This window comes from Bacteroides zhangwenhongii, from assembly GCF_009193325.2.
GTDB lineage: Bacteria > Bacteroidota > Bacteroidia > Bacteroidales > Bacteroidaceae > Bacteroides > Bacteroides zhangwenhongii.
The window spans coordinates 3,715,164-3,733,984 of sequence record NZ_CP059856.1 but is presented as its reverse complement, the minus strand read 5'-3'; the positions used below and the strand labels follow the sequence as shown (position 1 = coordinate 3,733,984).

Annotated in this window: 8 protein-coding genes; 5 read left to right on the top strand and 3 right to left on the bottom strand. The window is 42.1% G+C overall.

The window, feature by feature from the left end; all coding sequences use genetic code 11:
* Positions 1-24: 24 nt before the first annotated feature.
* From GD630_RS14880 to GD630_RS14870, 3 genes are all read right to left on the bottom strand, one after another.
* Positions 25-1,464, bottom strand: coding sequence for an IPT/TIG domain-containing protein (locus GD630_RS14880; RefSeq protein ID WP_143867725.1), 1,440 nt, complete (start codon positions 1,462-1,464; stop codon positions 25-27).
* 403 nt (positions 1,465-1,867) lie between these two features.
* Positions 1,868-3,424, bottom strand: a complete 1,557-nt coding sequence (locus GD630_RS14875) for a sulfatase family protein (protein ID WP_143867723.1) — start codon at positions 3,422-3,424, stop codon at positions 1,868-1,870.
* A 25-nt stretch (positions 3,425-3,449) separates the two neighbouring features.
* Positions 3,450-4,826, bottom strand: coding sequence for an arylsulfatase (locus GD630_RS14870; protein WP_229092499.1), 1,377 nt, complete (start codon positions 4,824-4,826; stop codon positions 3,450-3,452).
* 277 nt (positions 4,827-5,103) lie between these two features.
* Here GD630_RS14870 and GD630_RS14865 point away from each other — a divergent pair, with 277 nt between their 5' ends.
* From GD630_RS14865 to GD630_RS14845, 5 genes are all read left to right on the top strand, one after another.
* Positions 5,104-9,366, top strand: a complete 4,263-nt coding sequence (locus GD630_RS14865) for a hybrid sensor histidine kinase/response regulator transcription factor (RefSeq protein WP_143867719.1) — start codon at positions 5,104-5,106, stop codon at positions 9,364-9,366.
* A gap of 589 nt (positions 9,367-9,955) precedes the next feature.
* On the top strand, positions 9,956-13,171 hold the full coding sequence (locus GD630_RS14860) for a M60 family metallopeptidase (protein ID WP_143867717.1): 3,216 nt from the start codon (positions 9,956-9,958) through the stop codon (positions 13,169-13,171).
* 20 nt (positions 13,172-13,191) lie between these two features.
* Positions 13,192-14,547: a DUF6055 domain-containing protein gene (locus GD630_RS14855; RefSeq protein ID WP_143867715.1), complete on the top strand. Its 1,356-nt coding sequence runs from the start codon at positions 13,192-13,194 to the stop codon at positions 14,545-14,547.
* Positions 14,548-14,570: 23 nt separating this feature from the next.
* Positions 14,571-16,757 (top strand): alpha-galactosidase, encoded by a 2,187-nt coding sequence (locus GD630_RS14850; RefSeq protein WP_143867714.1) that lies wholly within the window; start codon positions 14,571-14,573, stop codon positions 16,755-16,757.
* Between the two features lie 16 nt (positions 16,758-16,773).
* A complete protein-coding gene (locus tag GD630_RS14845; RefSeq protein ID WP_143867712.1) occupies positions 16,774-18,804 on the top strand; it encodes an MGH1-like glycoside hydrolase domain-containing protein in 2,031 nt (676 codons plus the stop codon).
* Positions 18,805-18,821 lie beyond the last annotated feature (17 nt).

Sequence of the window (18,821 nt, the reverse complement as noted above, 5' to 3'; positions counted from 1 at the left end):
TATAATTGTGTGTTAATCATTCGTTTACTGAACAGAAATGGTACGGATGCGTCTGTTGTTCTTGTCACAGACGTAGAATGTGGCGGTCGATTTCTCATAACAGAGTCCCATTGGAGTGGAGAAACGGGCATCGGTTCGTATCGGTCCGTCGATATATCCCCAAGTTCTGCCGTCGGAAGAGGCGCTACCCCGTCCTGCATAAGTCGTGACAACTCCTTCGGGAGATACGATACGTACACAATGGTTGCCGGCATCCATTACGTAAAAGTCATAAATATCATCTTTTCCCTCCTTTATGTATTGTTCATTTTTTACAAATACGCCTTGCATCGGGATGTCGAAGCGGGCATTCGTTCCTACTCCGTCCATATATCCTCCCGAACCGGAATAACCGACGAATACGTCAGGCTTCTCCAGTTGGTTGGTTTCGGGGTGGTAGATCACTTTCTGAATGCAGTGTTGTCCGCGCGCCAGACAGTAAAGGTATTTGCCCTCAGGATGAAAAACCGCATTCTCATACCATTGTCCGCCACTTCCGAAGGTGTGAAGTTCTTGAGGATCCCATAATCCGGTTTCAGGATTGAATATACCTTTATAAAGCATCGACTTGTCTTTGGTGATAAAATAGATTCCCCAGTCGTCCGGATCCGCATCGTTGATGAAAATACAGTTCACGTTTTTCATGATCACGCAGTTGTGTGGAATTTGGAAGTTCTCTTTTCTTAAGAAGTAATATATACCGGGAGCATCCTTCACTGTGGTTACGTTGTTAACAAACAAGGTGTCTTTTTCCTTGCTCCAACACATCGTATTGATGGACTTCCAATCTACGGAACCGGATTTTAATATCGTAGTTACTTCTTGAGTGTCGAGGTTCATCTTACGGATGGTTTTGTTACCTTCGCAAAAATAGATTTCCCTTCTTCCGTCTTTGTCGTCAAACAAAGCCAATCGCGGTTCAACAGTCTCTGCCTCTTCAAAACTTCCGTTTTTCACGGAACTGTTTCCGTTTTCATCTACTTTACCCCAAAGTGTTCCTACCATTTCGTTAAAATGATACGTGAACCTTTGATCGAACGTGTGTTTCACATACTCGTTTCCATCGGGATTCTTGATGGTCACTTCTACGTATCCGCCGCTGGCACGTGCCGGTACCATGCAATAAATCTGTTTGTCGGACGAGTGAATGACCTTTGCCTTCTGTCCACCTATAAATACTTCGATAAGGGAAATGTCCGTTCCGAAGTTTTCACCGTTGATATACATGCGTGTACGTACAGGACCCTCGTTGGGGGTAAAATCGGTGAAAGTCACCGGTTGATCAGGATTGGAGGGAGAACCCTGAGGTGCCCCGTATGTGGTTCCCCCATCTTGACATCCTCCTAATCCGCTCAAGCAAATTGATGAAAAAAATACCAAAGTGGCTTGTTTCCATACAGTTGAAATTGTTGTTTTTCTTTTCATAGCTTGAAAATACTAAAGATTAATGTTTGGTTGAAAATTCATATAACGACAGAACTATTCTATATTAGTTTTTTTCTGTGTACGAAAAGCATGTCTCTGACATTGCTTGCTACCAAAGTGGCGGTTGATAAATTCTAAGTTTTCATGGTATTTGAATTAAAGTTTATTAGAAGATTTTTCATGAATGCAAAGTTATAATAGAATTGTTTCTTTCATTTTGTTTTCCATCTCTAAAACTTTGTTTTCCGTTTCGTGGGGTGTTCTTTCCGTCTATTTAACACTTCCCCTTTCCTAGACTACCTAAGAAACCAGATTTTATCATAACAAGAATTCTGAACGTTAAAAACTCCATGTTACGTTGAGAATATGTCGTAGTGTGTGACAGACTCTTTGCGGACTCATGCTATTTCAGCATATATCCTTTTTCCTTTTCCTGTTCCAACACTCTTTTTAATTCTTTCAACTTTTCCGGATACTTTTTAGCCAGATTGTGTTTTTCACCTATATCTTTATGTAGATTATAAAGTTGTTCTTCAAGAGAGTTACCCGTTTCTGTATGAGTGATTTTATAATAGGGAGTACGGTCGCAAGGAGTGATATATTTCCATTCTCCGTCAGAAATAGAAATAGACTGAGCGGCTTCTATGATGTAATCCCGTCCTTTTTTATCTGTTCCCAATAATGCGCTTAGTTGCTTACGGCTATCAATAGCAACACCTTCTTTTAGTTCTGTTCCTACTAGTTCGGCCATCGATGCAAATAAGTCGATGTGTGAGACTAAGGCGTTTGAGATGCTTGGAGTTACTCTTGCTGGCCAACTCACAATAAAAGGAATTCGTGTTCCTGCCTCAAAATTACTGTATTTTCCCCCTCTCATATCTCCCCAAGGACGATGTTCTCCAAGTAGTTCTATAGCTTGGTCCAAATATCCATCGTTGACAACCGGACCGTTATCACTGGTAAGAACAATCAATGTATTTTCTGCGATTCCCTGTTTTTGCAGTGCTTTCATGATTTCACCGACTGTCCAGTCAAATTGTAGAATAGCGTCTCCCCGATATCCCATACCACTTTTGCCTGTAAAGCGAGAATGTGGATAGCGAGGCACATGAATATCATTGGTGCCTACATAGAGGAAGAAAGTGGTATCTTTATGCTCTTCTATGTAGCGAACGGCTTTGGCAGTAAGAGTATCGGCGATATTTTCATCTTTCCATAATGCTTTTCCTCCTCCTTTCATATAACCAATACGTGAAATGCCATTTACAATAGCTTGGTTATGCCCATGATTGGGGTAGGGCTTTAGCTTTGTCAGTAATTCGGGATGATCTTTACCCAGAGGTTCTCCGGGAAAAGGCTTGGTATAGCTAACATGAATAGGAGCATTGACATCATAATTGGCTACCCGTTGGTTCTCAATCCAGACGCAAGGTACCCGGTCACCTGTAGCTGCCATAAGATATGAATAGTCAAAACCGATATCTTGAGGACCGGGGGTGATAACTCCATTCCAATCTTGAGTTCCGGTCTTATCTCCCATCCCTAAATGCCATTTGCCGATAGCTCCGGTTGTATATCCTGCCGATTTAAACATATCCGCAATGGTTGTTTGTTCCGGTTTGATTATCATTCCCGCATTACCCGCAGCGATACCTGTGTCGTTCCGTCGCCAACTATAATGACCGGTGAAGAGAGAATATCGTGACGGGGTACTGGTAGCTGCTACTGAATGAGCATCCGTAAAGCGAATACCATTTGCGGCAAGGCTATCCACATGAGGAGTGGAGATTGTTTTTTCTCCGTAGCAACTGATATCTCCGTAACCTAAGTCATCGGCTACTATAAAGATGACATTCGGTTTTTGCTGTGTGGCAGTATTGACCGCTTTGTTTACGTCGATACATCCTCCTGTTAGCAGAGAACTGCCAAAACTACATCCTAGTAATAGTTTTGTTTTCATGATTATATTGAGTTTATAGTTATATTTACCAGTTAAATTTCGGGCTGTTTGTATGGGCCTTGTTTGCAAGCTTTTTCAACTCTTCCGCTTTGCTGCGGTTGTTTTTGATGAGATTATGTTTTTCACCGATATCATGGGGAAGGTAATACAACTCTTCCACCAACTTATCGGGTTTAGAAAGATTCAAGCGAACTAACTTCCAACCATCTTTCAGAATGGATTGTTTTCCTCCTGCTTCATAGAATTCGAAATAGATATACTCATGTTGTGGTTGTTTGTCTTCTTTATTTAGAAGAACCGGTAAATAAGAAATTCCATTTACGCCTTTGGGAACTTCTGTATTTATAATATCGCATACGGTAGGTAAGAAATCCCAAAAAGCGGAGATATGCGGAGTTTTCCTATGTTCTTTTATATGTTTGGGCCAAGAAAAAATGAATGGGGTACGAATTCCTCCTTCATATAAATCCCGTTTGTATCCTCGGAACGGACCGTTACTGTCAAAGAATTTAGGATCGTGGCCACCGACGCAATGCACGCCATTATCGGAAGAGAATATAAAAATAGTATTGTCCCATTCTCCTCTTTCTTTAATAAGAGAGATTATTTTTTCTACACTCCGGTCTATTTCGGTTATCATAGAAGCATAAGCGGCTTTTGGGGCTATTTGTGTTTTAAATCCTCCTTTTCCATTTTTATTGATATAAGGAGTTTCAGGGAACTTTCCTTGATATTGGCTGATATCCGGATAATCTAAGTCAGCATGAGGGGGAGTAATGGCGAAATAGGCAAAATAAGGCTCTTCTTTTTTACGGGATTTGATGAAATTCAAGCCTTTTTCCAGTATTAACCAATGGCTATATACTTTTCCACCGAGTTGGATCTTATTCTCATTCTCATATAAGTATTCGGGATAATATCGATGGGCATCTCCTTGAGACAAATAGCCAAAGAAATAGTCAAAGCCTTTATTGATCGGGCTGCCACTTGTTTTTGGTCCTCCAAGTCCCCATTTGCCTACACACATGGTGGAATAACCTTTTTGTTTCAGCACTTCAGCTACTGTTGTTTCATTGGCGGGGAGGTGCAAGTCGAAGATTCCTTCTTCACTTTTGACACCTTTATTTCCGCGTATATAAGAATTACCGGTATGTTTTCCTGTCAATAGGCAGCAACGGGAGGGAGCACTTACTGTAGAGCCACTGTAATGTTGCATGAATTGTAAGCTTTTTGAGGCTAGTTTGTCTATATTCGGAGTCTGAATTTTCGGTTGGTTGTAATAGCAATTGATATCTCCTATTCCCATGTCATCTACCAATACGAAAACAATATTAGGACAATTTTCAGCATTGATTGCGGCTGGTGACAGGAAAAAAGGGATTAATAAATTCTGTTTTTTCATGGTATATATCATATATAGTATTCTATATACAAAATTATGATAAATACCTTATTTCTGCTTTGTTTCCCGTCTATAACACTTTGTTATCCGTCCCATTGATTGTTCTTTCCGTCTATTTAACATTTTTCGGTCCGGTTTATTTTATGAAAATTATTTGTAAGTATTTGAATTACAGTATAATAGTGGGTTGATTCATTATTTCTGCTTTCTTCGTGAAAAATGAAGGTTATTATTTTCTATTTAATATCTTTGCACCAAGATACTAACATATACTACTATGAGAACCTTTCTATCCATACTACTGTGCTTGATTTTATCAAGTTTAAATAGTTCGTCCGGAAATGAAATATTTAAGCATTTGACTATTAATGACGGACTAGCCCATACGGATGCCAATTGTGTTGCCCAAGATAGTACGGGTTTGATGTGGATTGGTACTTTTGCAGGATTACAAAGTTATGACGGATACTCGTTGCAGACCTTCAATTATTATCAGGAAGGGCATAAGATCTTCAAGTCCCATAATCGGATACAGGCTATGGTTTGCACGAAAGATAAACTTTGGGTGGGGACAGAAAGCGGATTGACTTGTTTTGACTTGAATACCCATCGTTATGTACCGTTTTATGTGAGAGAGGGGGAGCAGAAATATGATTCAGATTTAGCTGTGTACAAACTATATGTTGATCCTGCCGGTTGCCACTTATGGACCGGTTCTTCTCAGGGAATGATAGTCATGCGGATTGATAATGACACGATACGTCCATTGAAATGGAATAGTGAGGAAGAACGTCTTTTTGGAAAAAATATAGGTGATATACAGTTCCAGGGGGAAATAATATGGGCAAACACAGGCAGGCATATCGCCCAATTGGGCATACGCGATGGTAAGGTTTCTGTTCTCAAAAGATATCCGACAAAAAACTTGTTACAAAAAGATGAGACAGTACAAAGCATTTATTGTATCGATGACTTTCTATATATGCGTACCGGAAGCGGGTGCTATCGGGTATCGCTCGCTGGTGGAGAGCTTCACGAGCCGACGTTGGTATATGCGGATTTTCATCATATTAATTCCAAGATTCCCACATATACGAATGGTAAGTTTATTGTTGGCAAGGATGGTAGCTTATGGTGCGGTTATCTGGAAGGAATTTTTGAAGTGCGCTATCCTTTTTCGGAAACTCCTTCTATTCAAGAGTATCTTAAGAATGCCAGAGATGATAAACAATCCATGCAAAAGATCAGGGATTTGCTAATTGATAAATATAACAATTTGTGGATAGCGACAAGTAGTTGGGGGATATACTATCGCACTTTGTCGAATCCTCTTTTTAAGAATCTTTCGAATGTGGATTTTAGGGAAATGGGGCTTTCGCAAAATGAGATTATATCAGTGACGGGACAAGAAGACGGAACAATCTGGATGGTCGTTGAATATGCCAATCTGTTTCGTTATGTGCCGCAGACGGGACAACTAGACTTGGTTCCCTTGCCCAAAGACCGGCTTCATGATATCTATTTGCAGAATCTGGAGATGAGTCACGACCAGAGACATCTTTATATAGGCTCCAGTCATGGCGTTTTCATTTATGATATTCTTACGGGGAAGTTGGAACGAATGTCGGTGACGAATGATCCGAATGCTTATAGAATACATATGAGTATAGCTGATCTGCGGGAAGATGAGTCCGGTAGGTTGTGGATCGGTACATGGGGAGATGGGCTTCTCTGTATAGACAATCCACTGACTTCTCCTGCTGTAGCGCTTTATCTGAACACACAAACAGATCCGTGCATTCTTTCCAACCAAATATCAGATATGCTTATCAGAGATCGGTCGGTATTTTTATGTACTACGAACGGCTTGAACCGTTTGACATTGACAGAAGACGGAAAGATAAAAACGCTTGCTGCTTATCAGACTAATGAAACCTCTCCGGAGACCTCCATGTCCACTAATTACTTGGCCGGCATTGATTGCTACAATGATTCGGTCTGTTGGATAGGTACCATTGGTGGTGGGTTGAATAAGCTTGTATTGCATTCTGAGCGTAAGAATGATTATACGGCCACTTGTTATACGATGCAGGATGGACTGGCTAATAATGACTGTGAAATTGTTTTAGTAGACAACTCCGGCAATGTGTGGATAGGGGGCAATGGGATGGTTCAGTTGGATATCCAAAAGAATAAGATGTATACATACGGCTTTGCCAACGGGTTGCAGAATAATGCGTTTAAAGTCAATGTCTCTTATAAGGCTAAAGACGGTACATTTTATATGGGAGGCTTGTATGGAATCAGTTCTTTCCGTCCCGATCAGTTTACGCATGATGCCGGTCTGTATTCATTAATGTTTACCAATTTGTCTGTGAATAACCAACGGATTATTCCAAATACAATTTATGATGGACGTGTTGTGCTGAATCGTATTCTGAATGAGACTTCCAAGCTGACATTGAACTATAAGCAGAATAACTTTACAGTCTCTTTTGCCGCCTTGGGGTATGAACTGTCTGATCAGATTATGTACCGTTATCGGTTGAAAGGCTTTCAGAATGATTGGCGTATATTACGTTATATCAATAATGAAGTCTATTTCTCCAATCTGCCGTACGATTCTTATCAATTGGAGGTAGAGCTTTCGACGGACAAGGGATATACTTGGCAAACACCGGGAAAGGAACTGGAGATTATAGTATTGCCTCCCTGGTGGTTGTCTGCTTGGGCTAAAATGGTATATATAATCATTGTAGTATTAATTGTTGTTATAGCTTTCCGCCAATATAACAAAGAGCAGAATCTGAAGAAGGAGAACGAGATACAAAAAATACTGATAGCGCAGGACGAAGAGAAATACCAGGCAAAGATGCAGTTTTTCATGAATGCTTCACATGAACTGAAGACTCCGCTGACTCTTATTCTGTTGGCTGCCGAGAAACTTACTGACGCGAACCAGCCGGGTAAGGAATGCAGGACTATCTTGTACAATGTAAAACGGATGTTAGCTCTTATTTCCGAATTGGTTGATATCAGGAAACAGGATTTGGGACTCTCTACATTGCATTTGGATTGGATAAATATGTCGCAAATGATTCGTCAGTTGTTTGACGATATGAGTTCTTGGGCCGAAAACAAGCATATCACCATAACATATAATGCTGATGACAATGATATTGAGATGGACGCCGATAAGGAAAAGATCGGTAAGATGATACTTAATCTGTTCTCGAACGCCATCAAATATACCGATGAAGGGGGGAGGATAGATATCTCTTTCAAACAGGGAACGCAGAAAGATGTATCTCCGTGCTATGATACAGTTCATACGGAAGGTGCTGTTCCGGCTGATGTCCCTCTTTGTATCCTTACCGTGAAAGATACCGGGATTGGTATTTCTTCCGAATCCATTCACCTTATTTATGAACGTTTCTTTCAGGTGAATGGAAATTCACAGTCACATTTAGGTTCGGGAATAGGACTTGCTATCGTAAAGAGTGTGGTTCTCCAGCACAAGGGAATGATTGTGGTGAGTAGTGAACGGATGAGGGGAAGTGAATTTATAATTGCATTGCCTGTTTACGAAAATTGCAGGAGCAATGAACCGGCTGTCGGGAACCAGCTTCTTGATGTCAGGAGTTTTATAGACGAACAGTATAATGAGTTTGAGCCGGTGAAAGCTAGCAGTGTGGGTGGGGATGAACCGGTGATTGACAATCCGGACTTGCCGACATTATTGATTGTGGAAGACAATCAGGAATTGCAGTCGGCGTTGAAAGAACGCTTGTCCGCCTTTTACAATATTCATATTGCGGATAATGGGCGTATGGGGTTGGAGAAATGTATGTCAGTCTTTCCCGATATCATTGTCAGTGATGTCATGATGCCCGAAATGGACGGGATAGAGATGTGCAGGCGGATAAAGAACAATCTTTCCGTAGCTTCTATTCCTTTGGTATTGTTGACTGCCAAAGATACGGTAGAGAGTCAGATAGAAGGATATGAGTCGGGAGCTGACTTATATATAGCCAAGCCTTTCTCTATGAAACTGTTGGAAGTGAATATACATCGGTTGCTTGTACAGCGGGAACAATGGATGCGAGGCAAAGCCGATCGGGGAATCTCCGAATCTGGCGTGGAGGAGGTTGAGGTATCCGAAGTGAAATCCGGTGACATGGAGAATGGAGAGGAAAAAACGCTATACGATACGGAAGAGCAGAGGATATTGACAGAGCGGCTTAAGAGCGTGATAGATGAAAATATCAGTGATCCGAATCTTTCGCCGGAACAACTATCAAGTGCGTTGGGAGTCAGCCGCTCCAAGTTATACAGGGAAATAAAAAGAATTGATGGCTATTCTTTGTCCGATTATGTCCGCAACGTCCGTCTTGAAAAGGCGGCTTATCTGCTGGTTAACTCTCATCTCAATATTCAGGAGATAATGAATGAGGTCGGATTTATCAACAGTTCGCATTTCACTAAGGTGTTTAAATTGAAGTATGATATGACTCCGAGTGAGTATAAGCGTAATACTTAATGTTTTTAGTAGATTGCACAAGCCCTTCACCTTTTGGCTGTATCCACTTGTTCATAAGCATTAGAGGGTGAAGGCGCTGCCTTTCACCTGTATATTCACCATAACCGGCTGTATCAGCGGTCGGTTTTCTTTATATCTAAATTCCTTTTCTGTTATAGCACAACTTCTTTAGAACTATATCTAAACTTCTTTTGAACTGTAGATAAACTATAAACGGAGGCTTTGTTTTTATAAACGCAACCTTCATTTATATAAACGAAGCCTTTGTTTTTATAATCAAAGCTTTCGTTTATAGGATACTTATGGTTGAAAGCAACTTTACCTGCGTCGAAAATAAGTTTTGCTGAACTGATGTGAGGTTAAGGTCGGGTGAATTTGTTGCCTTTCACCCGTTAATGCCGATGAACAAGTGGATACAGCCAAAAGGTGAAGGGCATTTTTATTTTAAATATTTCCTCGAATAAACGTTAAATGGACGGAAAAAATAGTTGTTGGGACGGATAACAAAGTGTTATGGACGGGAAGCAAAGTAAAATACGGGGCTTTGACCTAACTTTGTGCACAGAGATAAACTTCAATTTTTTTTAATATGGATATAAAACTCTTATCTGTTGTTTCTTGTACGTTGTGGAGCACCGGCAGTGCGACAGCGATGTCGGATACGGCACAGGTACAGGAAAGACAGAAACCTACCAATATATTATTCTGCATTGCTGATGATGCGGGGCACATGAGTGCATACGGTACTCCGTGGGTTCATACTCCCGCTTTCGACCGGGTGGCGCGTGAGGGGGTTCTTTTTGAGAATGCATATACTTGCAACGCCAAATCGGCTCCTTCACGCGCCGCTATTATTACCGGTCGGAATTCGTGGCAACTGAAAGAGGCGTGTAACCATTGGGCGGATTTTCCGGCTGAATTCAAATCCTACCCTGAAGCATTGGCAGAGAACGGATTTTATGTAGGTTGTACAGGCAAAGGATGGGGACCCGGAATAGCCAATGATATTCATGGAAAAAAGAGAGAGATTACCGGGAAGATGTGGAATGAAAAGAAATTGGTACCACCTACTTCGTGTATATCTAAGGTAGATTATGCGGCGAACTTCGAAGAGTTTATGAAAGCGCGGCCGGAAGGAAAACCTTTTTGTTTCTGGTATGGAGCGTTGGAACCGCATCGGGACTATGAATACGGCTCATCATTGAAAGTTGGAAAACGACCGGAACGGATAGACTCTGTGCCGGGTTATTGGCCGGACAATGAGACGGTACGCACGGATATGTTGGATTATGCTTTGGAAGTGGAGCATTTTGATACGCATCTGGGACGTATTCTCAATATATTGGAAGAATCCGGCGAATTGGAAAATACGATTGTCATTGTCACTTCGGATCACGGAATGCCTTTTCCCCGTTGTAAAGGACAGGAATACAATAATTCCAATCATATCCCGATGAGTGTGATGTGGAAGAACGGGCTGGTGAAGCCGGGACGTAAAGTGGATGATTATATCAGTGTGATAGATATTGCGCCTACTCTGCTCGAAGTTGTTGGCATCAGTCAGGAAAAGGCAGGTATGCGTCCTATCACCGGACGTAGTTTTGTGGATATTCTGAAGAATGAGAAGTCGGATATAGACCGTAATTTTGTTATGATTGGCAAAGAACGGCACGATGTAGGGCGTCCGGATGACCGGGGATATCCTATCAGAGGTATGATTCGGGGCAATTATCTGTATTTGAAGAATTTTGAAACGGATCGTTGGCCGGCAGGAAATCCGGAGACCGGTTATATGAATGTGGACGGAGGACCGACAAAAACGGAGATTCTGAAGGCTCGGAGAAATCCTAAGACTGCCCATTATTGGCAGTTGGCCTTTGGCAAACGGGATACGGAGGAACTGTATGATATAAAGAAAGATCCGGATTGTATGGTTGATCTGGCCAAGAAGCCGGAATATGAATTGCTGAAACGAAGGATGGAAAAGGAAATGACTGCCCGGTTGGTAGAGCAGGAAGATCCCCGTATGTTCGGACGTGGAGAACAATTTGATCGTTATCCCGATATGAGTGGAGCCTACCAGTTCTGGAACCGTACGAAAGCCGGAGAAAAAGTCCCTTCCGGATGGATCAGTGAGACGGATTTTGAACCGGTTGCCAGCGGATTGAAATCCGGATGGAACAGTGAAAATGAAGCAGAATTCCGTATTCAGGATTTTGAACAACAGCAACACCCCGATGTAATGGCTAAGGTAAATAAGACCAATGGGTATAGTTTATTGGATAACGCGACTGGGATAGTCGCACGTAAGGATAGGGTTTTGTTAATAAAGGTAGGAGAAACCGGAGGAGATACGCTCCGGATCAAGATTCAGAACTTGGATTGTCCGAACGGAGATGGTTACGAGAACGGTTCTTCCTACTATTTGTTACACGAAGGTATGAACCGGATTATTCCGGAAAATGATGGACTGGTGTATGTGTTGTTTCATACACGAGGAGAAACGACCGGTAAGAAGGTAAGGATACACTTTCTGACCGGTGAAGTCAATGGGTATTTTGATATAAAGAAGCATAAGGCTTCACAGTGGCGGACATTGTTGGATAAAGCCACTTACAAGTATTTTGATGTATTGGGTGAGTATACCCACCTTACCTTTCCGGTGGAGAGCTTCAGGCAATATACACCGGATGGTAAGGCGTTGGTGGAAGTATTCGACCGCATTGTGACGCTGGAACATGAGTTTATGGGATTGGACAAGTATACAGACAAGCGGTTTAAGAACCGGCAATATTGCCATGTAGTAAATAAGGGATATATGTATGCGCCCAATTATCGTACGGCTTATGGTATCGGCACGATGGAGAAAGTTTGTGATATTGACAAACTGACCGGCATTGCCCTTTGGGGACCGGCACATGAGATAGGGCATATCAATCAGATACGTCCGGGAGCCAAATGGCATGGCATGACGGAGGTGACGAATAATATTTATTGCCTGTACGTGCAGGATGCATTTGGTATGACAACGCGTCTTCAGAAAGAAGTGGAACGGCCTACGAAAACCTATGATGACTGTTGGTATGAACGTGCGATGACGGAATACTTTACCCGTAATCTTGCACACAATGAGAATCGTATCAACCATTGTCGGCTGGTTCCTTTTTGGCAATTGTATCTTTATTGCGCTAAGGTGAAAGGTAATGATGATTTTTATAAGGATTTGTATGAGGCTGTCAGAACTACTCCTAATCCGGTTACAGCCGGGAAATGTCAATTGGAGTTTGTGAAAAAGGCTTGTGCGGCGGCAAAGATGGATTTAACTCCTTTCTTCGAGAAATTCGGTTTTCTGAAACCTTTCAGACAGGAAGTGAACGACTACGGAAAAAGAATGTTTGAAGTGACGGCGGAAGATATCGAACAGACACGAAAGGAAATAAAAGCGAAGAAGTATCCGAAACAGCAATTGCCTTTCTGGTATATTACGGATAATACGGTCGATTTATTCAAGAATCCCCAGCCTGTAGAAACGGGTACGGCTGTATGCAAGGGAAATACATTTACCATGAAGGACTGGAAAGGTGTAGTGGCATACGAAGTCTTTCAGAAAGGAAAACTTGTATTTGTCGCTCCTTTGCAACAGTTTACAGTGGAAGGTGTGGCAGTAGATGAGAAAACGAAAGTCTATGCTATTGCGGCCGACGGAAAAAAAACAAAAGTAGACTTCCAATGGACGGAGGATTTGGAGCAGCAGAAGAGGATGAAAGAAAGAGATTCGAAATATGGGAATATGTATAATCGATAATTGATAAAGAAATAACTGATATGAATAGAATGTATTTGTTAACATTGCTGGTGATATGGTTCCTGTCGGGAGAGATTGCACAAGCAAAATCTGCTAAAAAAGAGATATTTATTCCGGCAAAATCTTTAAAGGAGAACAAGTTTAACCAGCCTGACGGACAATTCAGTTATGATTATATGACGGAGTCAGAGAATCTGGTGTTGTTTTGGGCAAAGTCTTTTGGTAAGGAACCGACGAAATACGCTGATAAAGGCAAACGCTTCTGTCCGGAAGAGATATTAAGAGAAGGCGAACGCTTTTATAATTATTATGTGGATAAATTGAAGTTTGTTGATAAGAAGAAGTCATTCTCAAGTCGTTATAAGATGATAATCTGGATGTACAATGATGATCAGACATCCGCTTTCGGTTGGGGAGACGAGGGAGTAGGCATGATGTGGATGCGTCCTTGCCGTGCTCAATCTTATCCTTATTGTGCACTGGCCCATGAGATGGGGCATTCTTTCCAGTATATGGTAGGAGCTGACGGTGCCCGTAGCTTTCCGGTGAGCAGCCCATTGGTGGAATATACATCGCAATGGATGTTATGGCAGGTATATTCGGATTGGACTACCATAGAGCAGTATCATTTGGATGCCTATATGGATCAGACACATTATTCATTGCTGAGTGTGCACAATATGTATCACGCTCCGCAGTTTATGGAATATTGGGCAAATAAGCACGGGCAAGATATCATATCCCGGATATGGCGGCAGGCAGAGGGCAAGGAAGATCCGGCTGCTACCTATAAGCGGCTGACCGGACTTAATCAGCAACAGTTCAATGATGAAATTTATGAAGCGGCATCCCGCTTTGTTGCTTGGGATATTCCACGTATAAAAAGTATATGTAGCAGCTATGCCAATCAGCATCGTTGCAAATTGGATAAGGTGGCCGACGGGTGGTATCAGATAGCTTCGACGCGTTGTCCGCAAAATTATGGGTATAATGCCATTCGGCTGAATGTGCCGGAAAGTGGAAAAATTGTGTCTTTGGATTTCAAAGGTATTGCCGGTAGTGAGGGATTCCGTTCGGAACGGGTGGATAAGGCCGGTTGGCGATATGGATTTGTTGTTGTTAATAAAGCAGGAAAGTGCCTTTATGGTGATATGTATAGAGGTAAGAACGGAGAAAACGGCACTGTTCGTTTTGAGATTCCCAAAGATACTCAGTTCCTGTGGTTGGTGGTTACGGGTGCTCCGACCGAACATTGGGACTTTGTGAAGCCTTGGAGCACTCCGAAAGAAGAGTTGGAGAAAGAGGCGCAATGGCCTTATCAAATCCGTTTGGAGGGTACTTCGATCCATTCGTCAGTGTTGAAAGCGAAAAAATAACTAATTGTTCTAATATGAATATCATGAAAATAAAAGCTCTCTTGATGTTGGGATTAGGAGTCCTTTCCGGTAATTTATATGCGAAGGATTACTTGATTTCGACTCCTAATACCTCTTTATTAATCGCTGCGGTTCCCGGTGAGAAATCGAAGTTTCAATATTACGGTTGTCGTATTTTTGAGAAAGATATACAAGGCATTTATGACAGCGGACTGGCTTTCGGACTGGAAAGTTATCCGGTGTTCGGACTGAATACTCCGGGAGAAAGAGCGATGGCAGTGACACACGCCGATGGCAATATGTCGTTGGACTTGGCTGTAGAGGAGGTGAAACAATATACCTCGAATGAGGCGGAAGTCACGGAGATCCGGATGAAGGATAAAGTTTATCCTTTTGTGTTGAAGCAGATTTATAAAGCTTATAAAGGAACTGATATCATTTCTACTTGGGTGGAAGTGGAAAATCATGGGAAGAAGCCCATTACCTTGTATCGGTTCGCTTCAGCTTTTATGCCTGTACCGCGCGGTGACAACTGGATGACACATTTTCATGGTTTCTGGGGGGCTGAATGTACACAGGATGAAGAAAAACTGACGAACGGACAGAAAGTGATTTCCAATAAGGATGGATTGGCAAATACCGAAACGGATAATCCTTCATTTATGCTGACAATGGATGGCAGGCCTCAGGAAGAAAACGGGCATGTATTGGGAGGTACATTGGCGTGGACCGGTACCTACCTTATTAAAATGGATGTGCATAATACAAAATTCAACGTGTCGGCAGGTATCAATGAAGAAACGTCACATTATATATTAGAGCCTGACGAGGTGTTTACTACTCCGGAATTTGCCATGACTTACAGCACGAATGGCAAAGGGGGAGTGAGCCGCGCTTTTCATCGCTGGGCGCGCGAATATAAACTGAATCAGGGCAAACGTCCTCACGATATCTTGTTGAATAGTTGGGAAGGGGTTTATTTCAAAGTGAACCAAAAAGAAATGGACCAAATGATGGAAGCTTTTTCTGCTATGGGAGGTGAGTTGTTTGTAATGGATGACGGTTGGTTCGGAAACAAATATCCGAGGGACGGTGCAAACAGTAGTTTGGGTGATTGGGAAGTGTGCAAGAAAAAGTTACCTGACGGAATAGAGGGTTTATTACGGTCTGCCCGAAAGCACAATATCAAATTCGGCATTTGGATTGAGCCGGAGATGGCCAATACCAAAAGTGAATTGTTTGAAAAACACCCCGATTGGGTGATGAGGATTAAGAACCGTCCGCTTTCTACAGGGCGTGGCAAGACGCAAGTGGTATTGGACTTGACGAATCCGGAAGTACAGGACTTTGTGTTTGGTGTAGTTGATAATCTGATGACTAAGTATCCGGAAATAGCTTATATGAAATGGGATGATAACAGCAGTTTGATGGACTACGGTTCTTCTTACTTGCCAAAGAATAAACAGTCTCATCTTTATATTGAGTATCATAGAGGGTTGAACAAAGTTCTGAAACGCATTCGTTCCAAATATCCGAAGTTGGTAATGCAGGCATGTGCCGGAGGTGGCGGTCGTGTGAATTATGGAATATTACCTTATTTCGATGAATTTTGGACTAGCGATGATACGGATGCTTTGCAACGTATCTACCTTCAGTGGGGAGTGTCGGGCTTTTATCCGGCTATAGCGATGGCTTCTCATGTCAGTGCGGACAAGAATCACCAGACAGGACGTCGTATTCCGTTGAAATTCCGTTTTGATGTGGCTATGTCCGGGCGATTGGGTATGGAAATTCAGCCGAAAGAAATGAGTGAGGAAGATAAGGCATTTGCTAAACGTGCCATTGCCGCTTATAAGAATATTCGTCCGGTGGTGCAGCTCGGAGATTTATATCGGTTGGTCTCTCCTTATGACAATAAGGGTGTTTCTTCTTTAATGTATGTAACGCCTGAGAAAGACAGAGCGGTTTTCTATGTATACAAGATTTCCCATCTTCTGAATATGGTGATTCCGAATGTGCGTATGAACGGATTGGATGCAGGGAAGATGTATCGTTTGGTTGATCTGACGGCAGTAAAGGAAGATAAGCCCTGTTCGCTGCACGACAAGGTGATTAGCGGAAGAATCTTGATGGAAGAAGGAATTTCTCTGAAAAATCTATTGAAGAGTGAATATTCCAGTTTAGCTTTGGAGCTTCAGGAGGTAAAATAAGAAAAACAAAATAGTGATGAAACGGAAAATAGTTTTGATAGCAGCCGTATTGGTCTGGTCTTTTTCCCAGGTTTTTGGAAAAGGAAAGTTTAAGCAGGAACAGTTTGTGAATCTGCTGAATATTGAAGTAGGATATAGTGTATCTCCTAACGGATATTTCTTTTCTGACTTGGGTGATTGGCACGGTTATGGCTTTAATAATCCTTCTAATCTGTCGTTGACCGGCGGATTCAGAGGGCCGGCATTTGCAGGAGAGCGTTCGCTGAAACTCCAATGGTTGTCGGATTGCTTTGAGAAGTTGACGGTAGTGGAGAAAGTCGGTCAGGATATGAAGAAGATTCCTTTTACCGGAAAGGCGACCCACGAATATCTGCCCGGTAGGTTGTGTCAACAATTACAAGCCGGTGATATCCTTATCCAACTCAAAGAGATTGCAGTGTCCGATAGAAGTACGATGATTGAATATACACTGATCAATCAGGGGACAGAGGAGAAAACAATCGGTGCGTTATTGAGTGGAAAAGCGACCTATAAAGACGCTCAATGCAAGGCTCTTTCTAAAAATTCTTTAGGAATAGGCGTTGCGGATAACAAGCATCATTTTGTGGTATCGTTTCCTGAAAATAGTGTCTTGACGATGAAAGCTAAGAATACATACGAAACGACAATGGAAAGTAAACAGTTGCGCCCGGGAAAGTCGTATGTCTTTTATACTTTTACTACCTATTGTCCGGCAGCCTCTCAAGAGGAAGCGATCTCTGTTCACCGGACATTGGAGGTAAAGAAAGCCAAGAAGTATCTAAAAGAAAATCAAAAACGTTGGGAAGGTTATATCAACAGTATTTTGGAACGTCCGACTCCTTATTTGCAAAGTGACCGTAACCGGAAATGGGCTGTAAAAGCTTTGATGACATTGCATACCAATTGGCGCAGTGCTGCCGGAGACTTGAAACATGCCGGTGTACAACCTGCTACCGGTCATTTTGATGCTTTTTGGGCATGGGACAGTTGGGAACACGCAACCGCCTTGTCTATTTTCAATCCGGAATTGGCAAAAGACCAGATGCGTACCATGTTTGATTTTCAGACTCCGGAAGGGATGATTATTGATTTGGTCTCTTTGTATCAGAAAGATAATAATAAGGCTTGTTCCAAACCGCCTATTGCCGGATGGGCTACCTATATGGTGTATCAACGTACAGGAGATAAAGCATTTATCAAAGAAATGTTACCCAAATTATTGAAATATCATAAGTGGAGATACACATACAGAGACCATGATCAGAACGGTTTGTGCGAATATGGAGGTATAGGACCGAAAGTATATATGGGACAATGGGAAAGCGGTATGGACGTGGCGGTAAAATTTCATGGAGTGAAGATGTTGAAGAATGCGGAAGACGCTTACTCTTTTGACCAGGAATCTATAGAATTGAACAGTTATCTGTGCGCTGAGAAATTTTATTTGGCTTATATGCTGGAAGAGATAGGAGATAAAGAACAAGCCGCTACTTTGAAAGCGGAAGGAAAGAAATTGAGGAAAATGATTCAAGACAAATTCTTTGATAAGGAAACCGGATTTTTCTATGACCGTAAACTCGGTACGGGAGAGTTGGTGAAAGTAATTGATATTTCAGGATGGATTCCTTTGTTTACGAAAGTGGCTACTCCTGAGCAGGCTGCCGCTGTCAAGAAGAACATGCTGGACCCTGAGTTGTTTGGTACTTATTTTCCTTTCTCCAGCTTGAATCATAAACACCCGTTATACCGACCGGACAGGGGGTATTTCCGTGGACAGACTTGGATGAACTATACTTATTTTGGCATTCGCGGCTGGAAGAATTATGGTTTTGCAGAAGATGCGGAGAAGTATACACGTTTGTTGCCTGACAGGTTGAAAGGTCTTGCAGATCCGGGATATCCTATTCGTGAAAATTGGAATTCCGCTACCGGAGAGGGGATGACCGCCATGCATTTTGGATGGTCAAGCGCTTTCTCTATTCTGCTACTGTCGGAGGACTCGGATACTTTCCCTTATGTGCCATAAAAAACAACATTTAATAT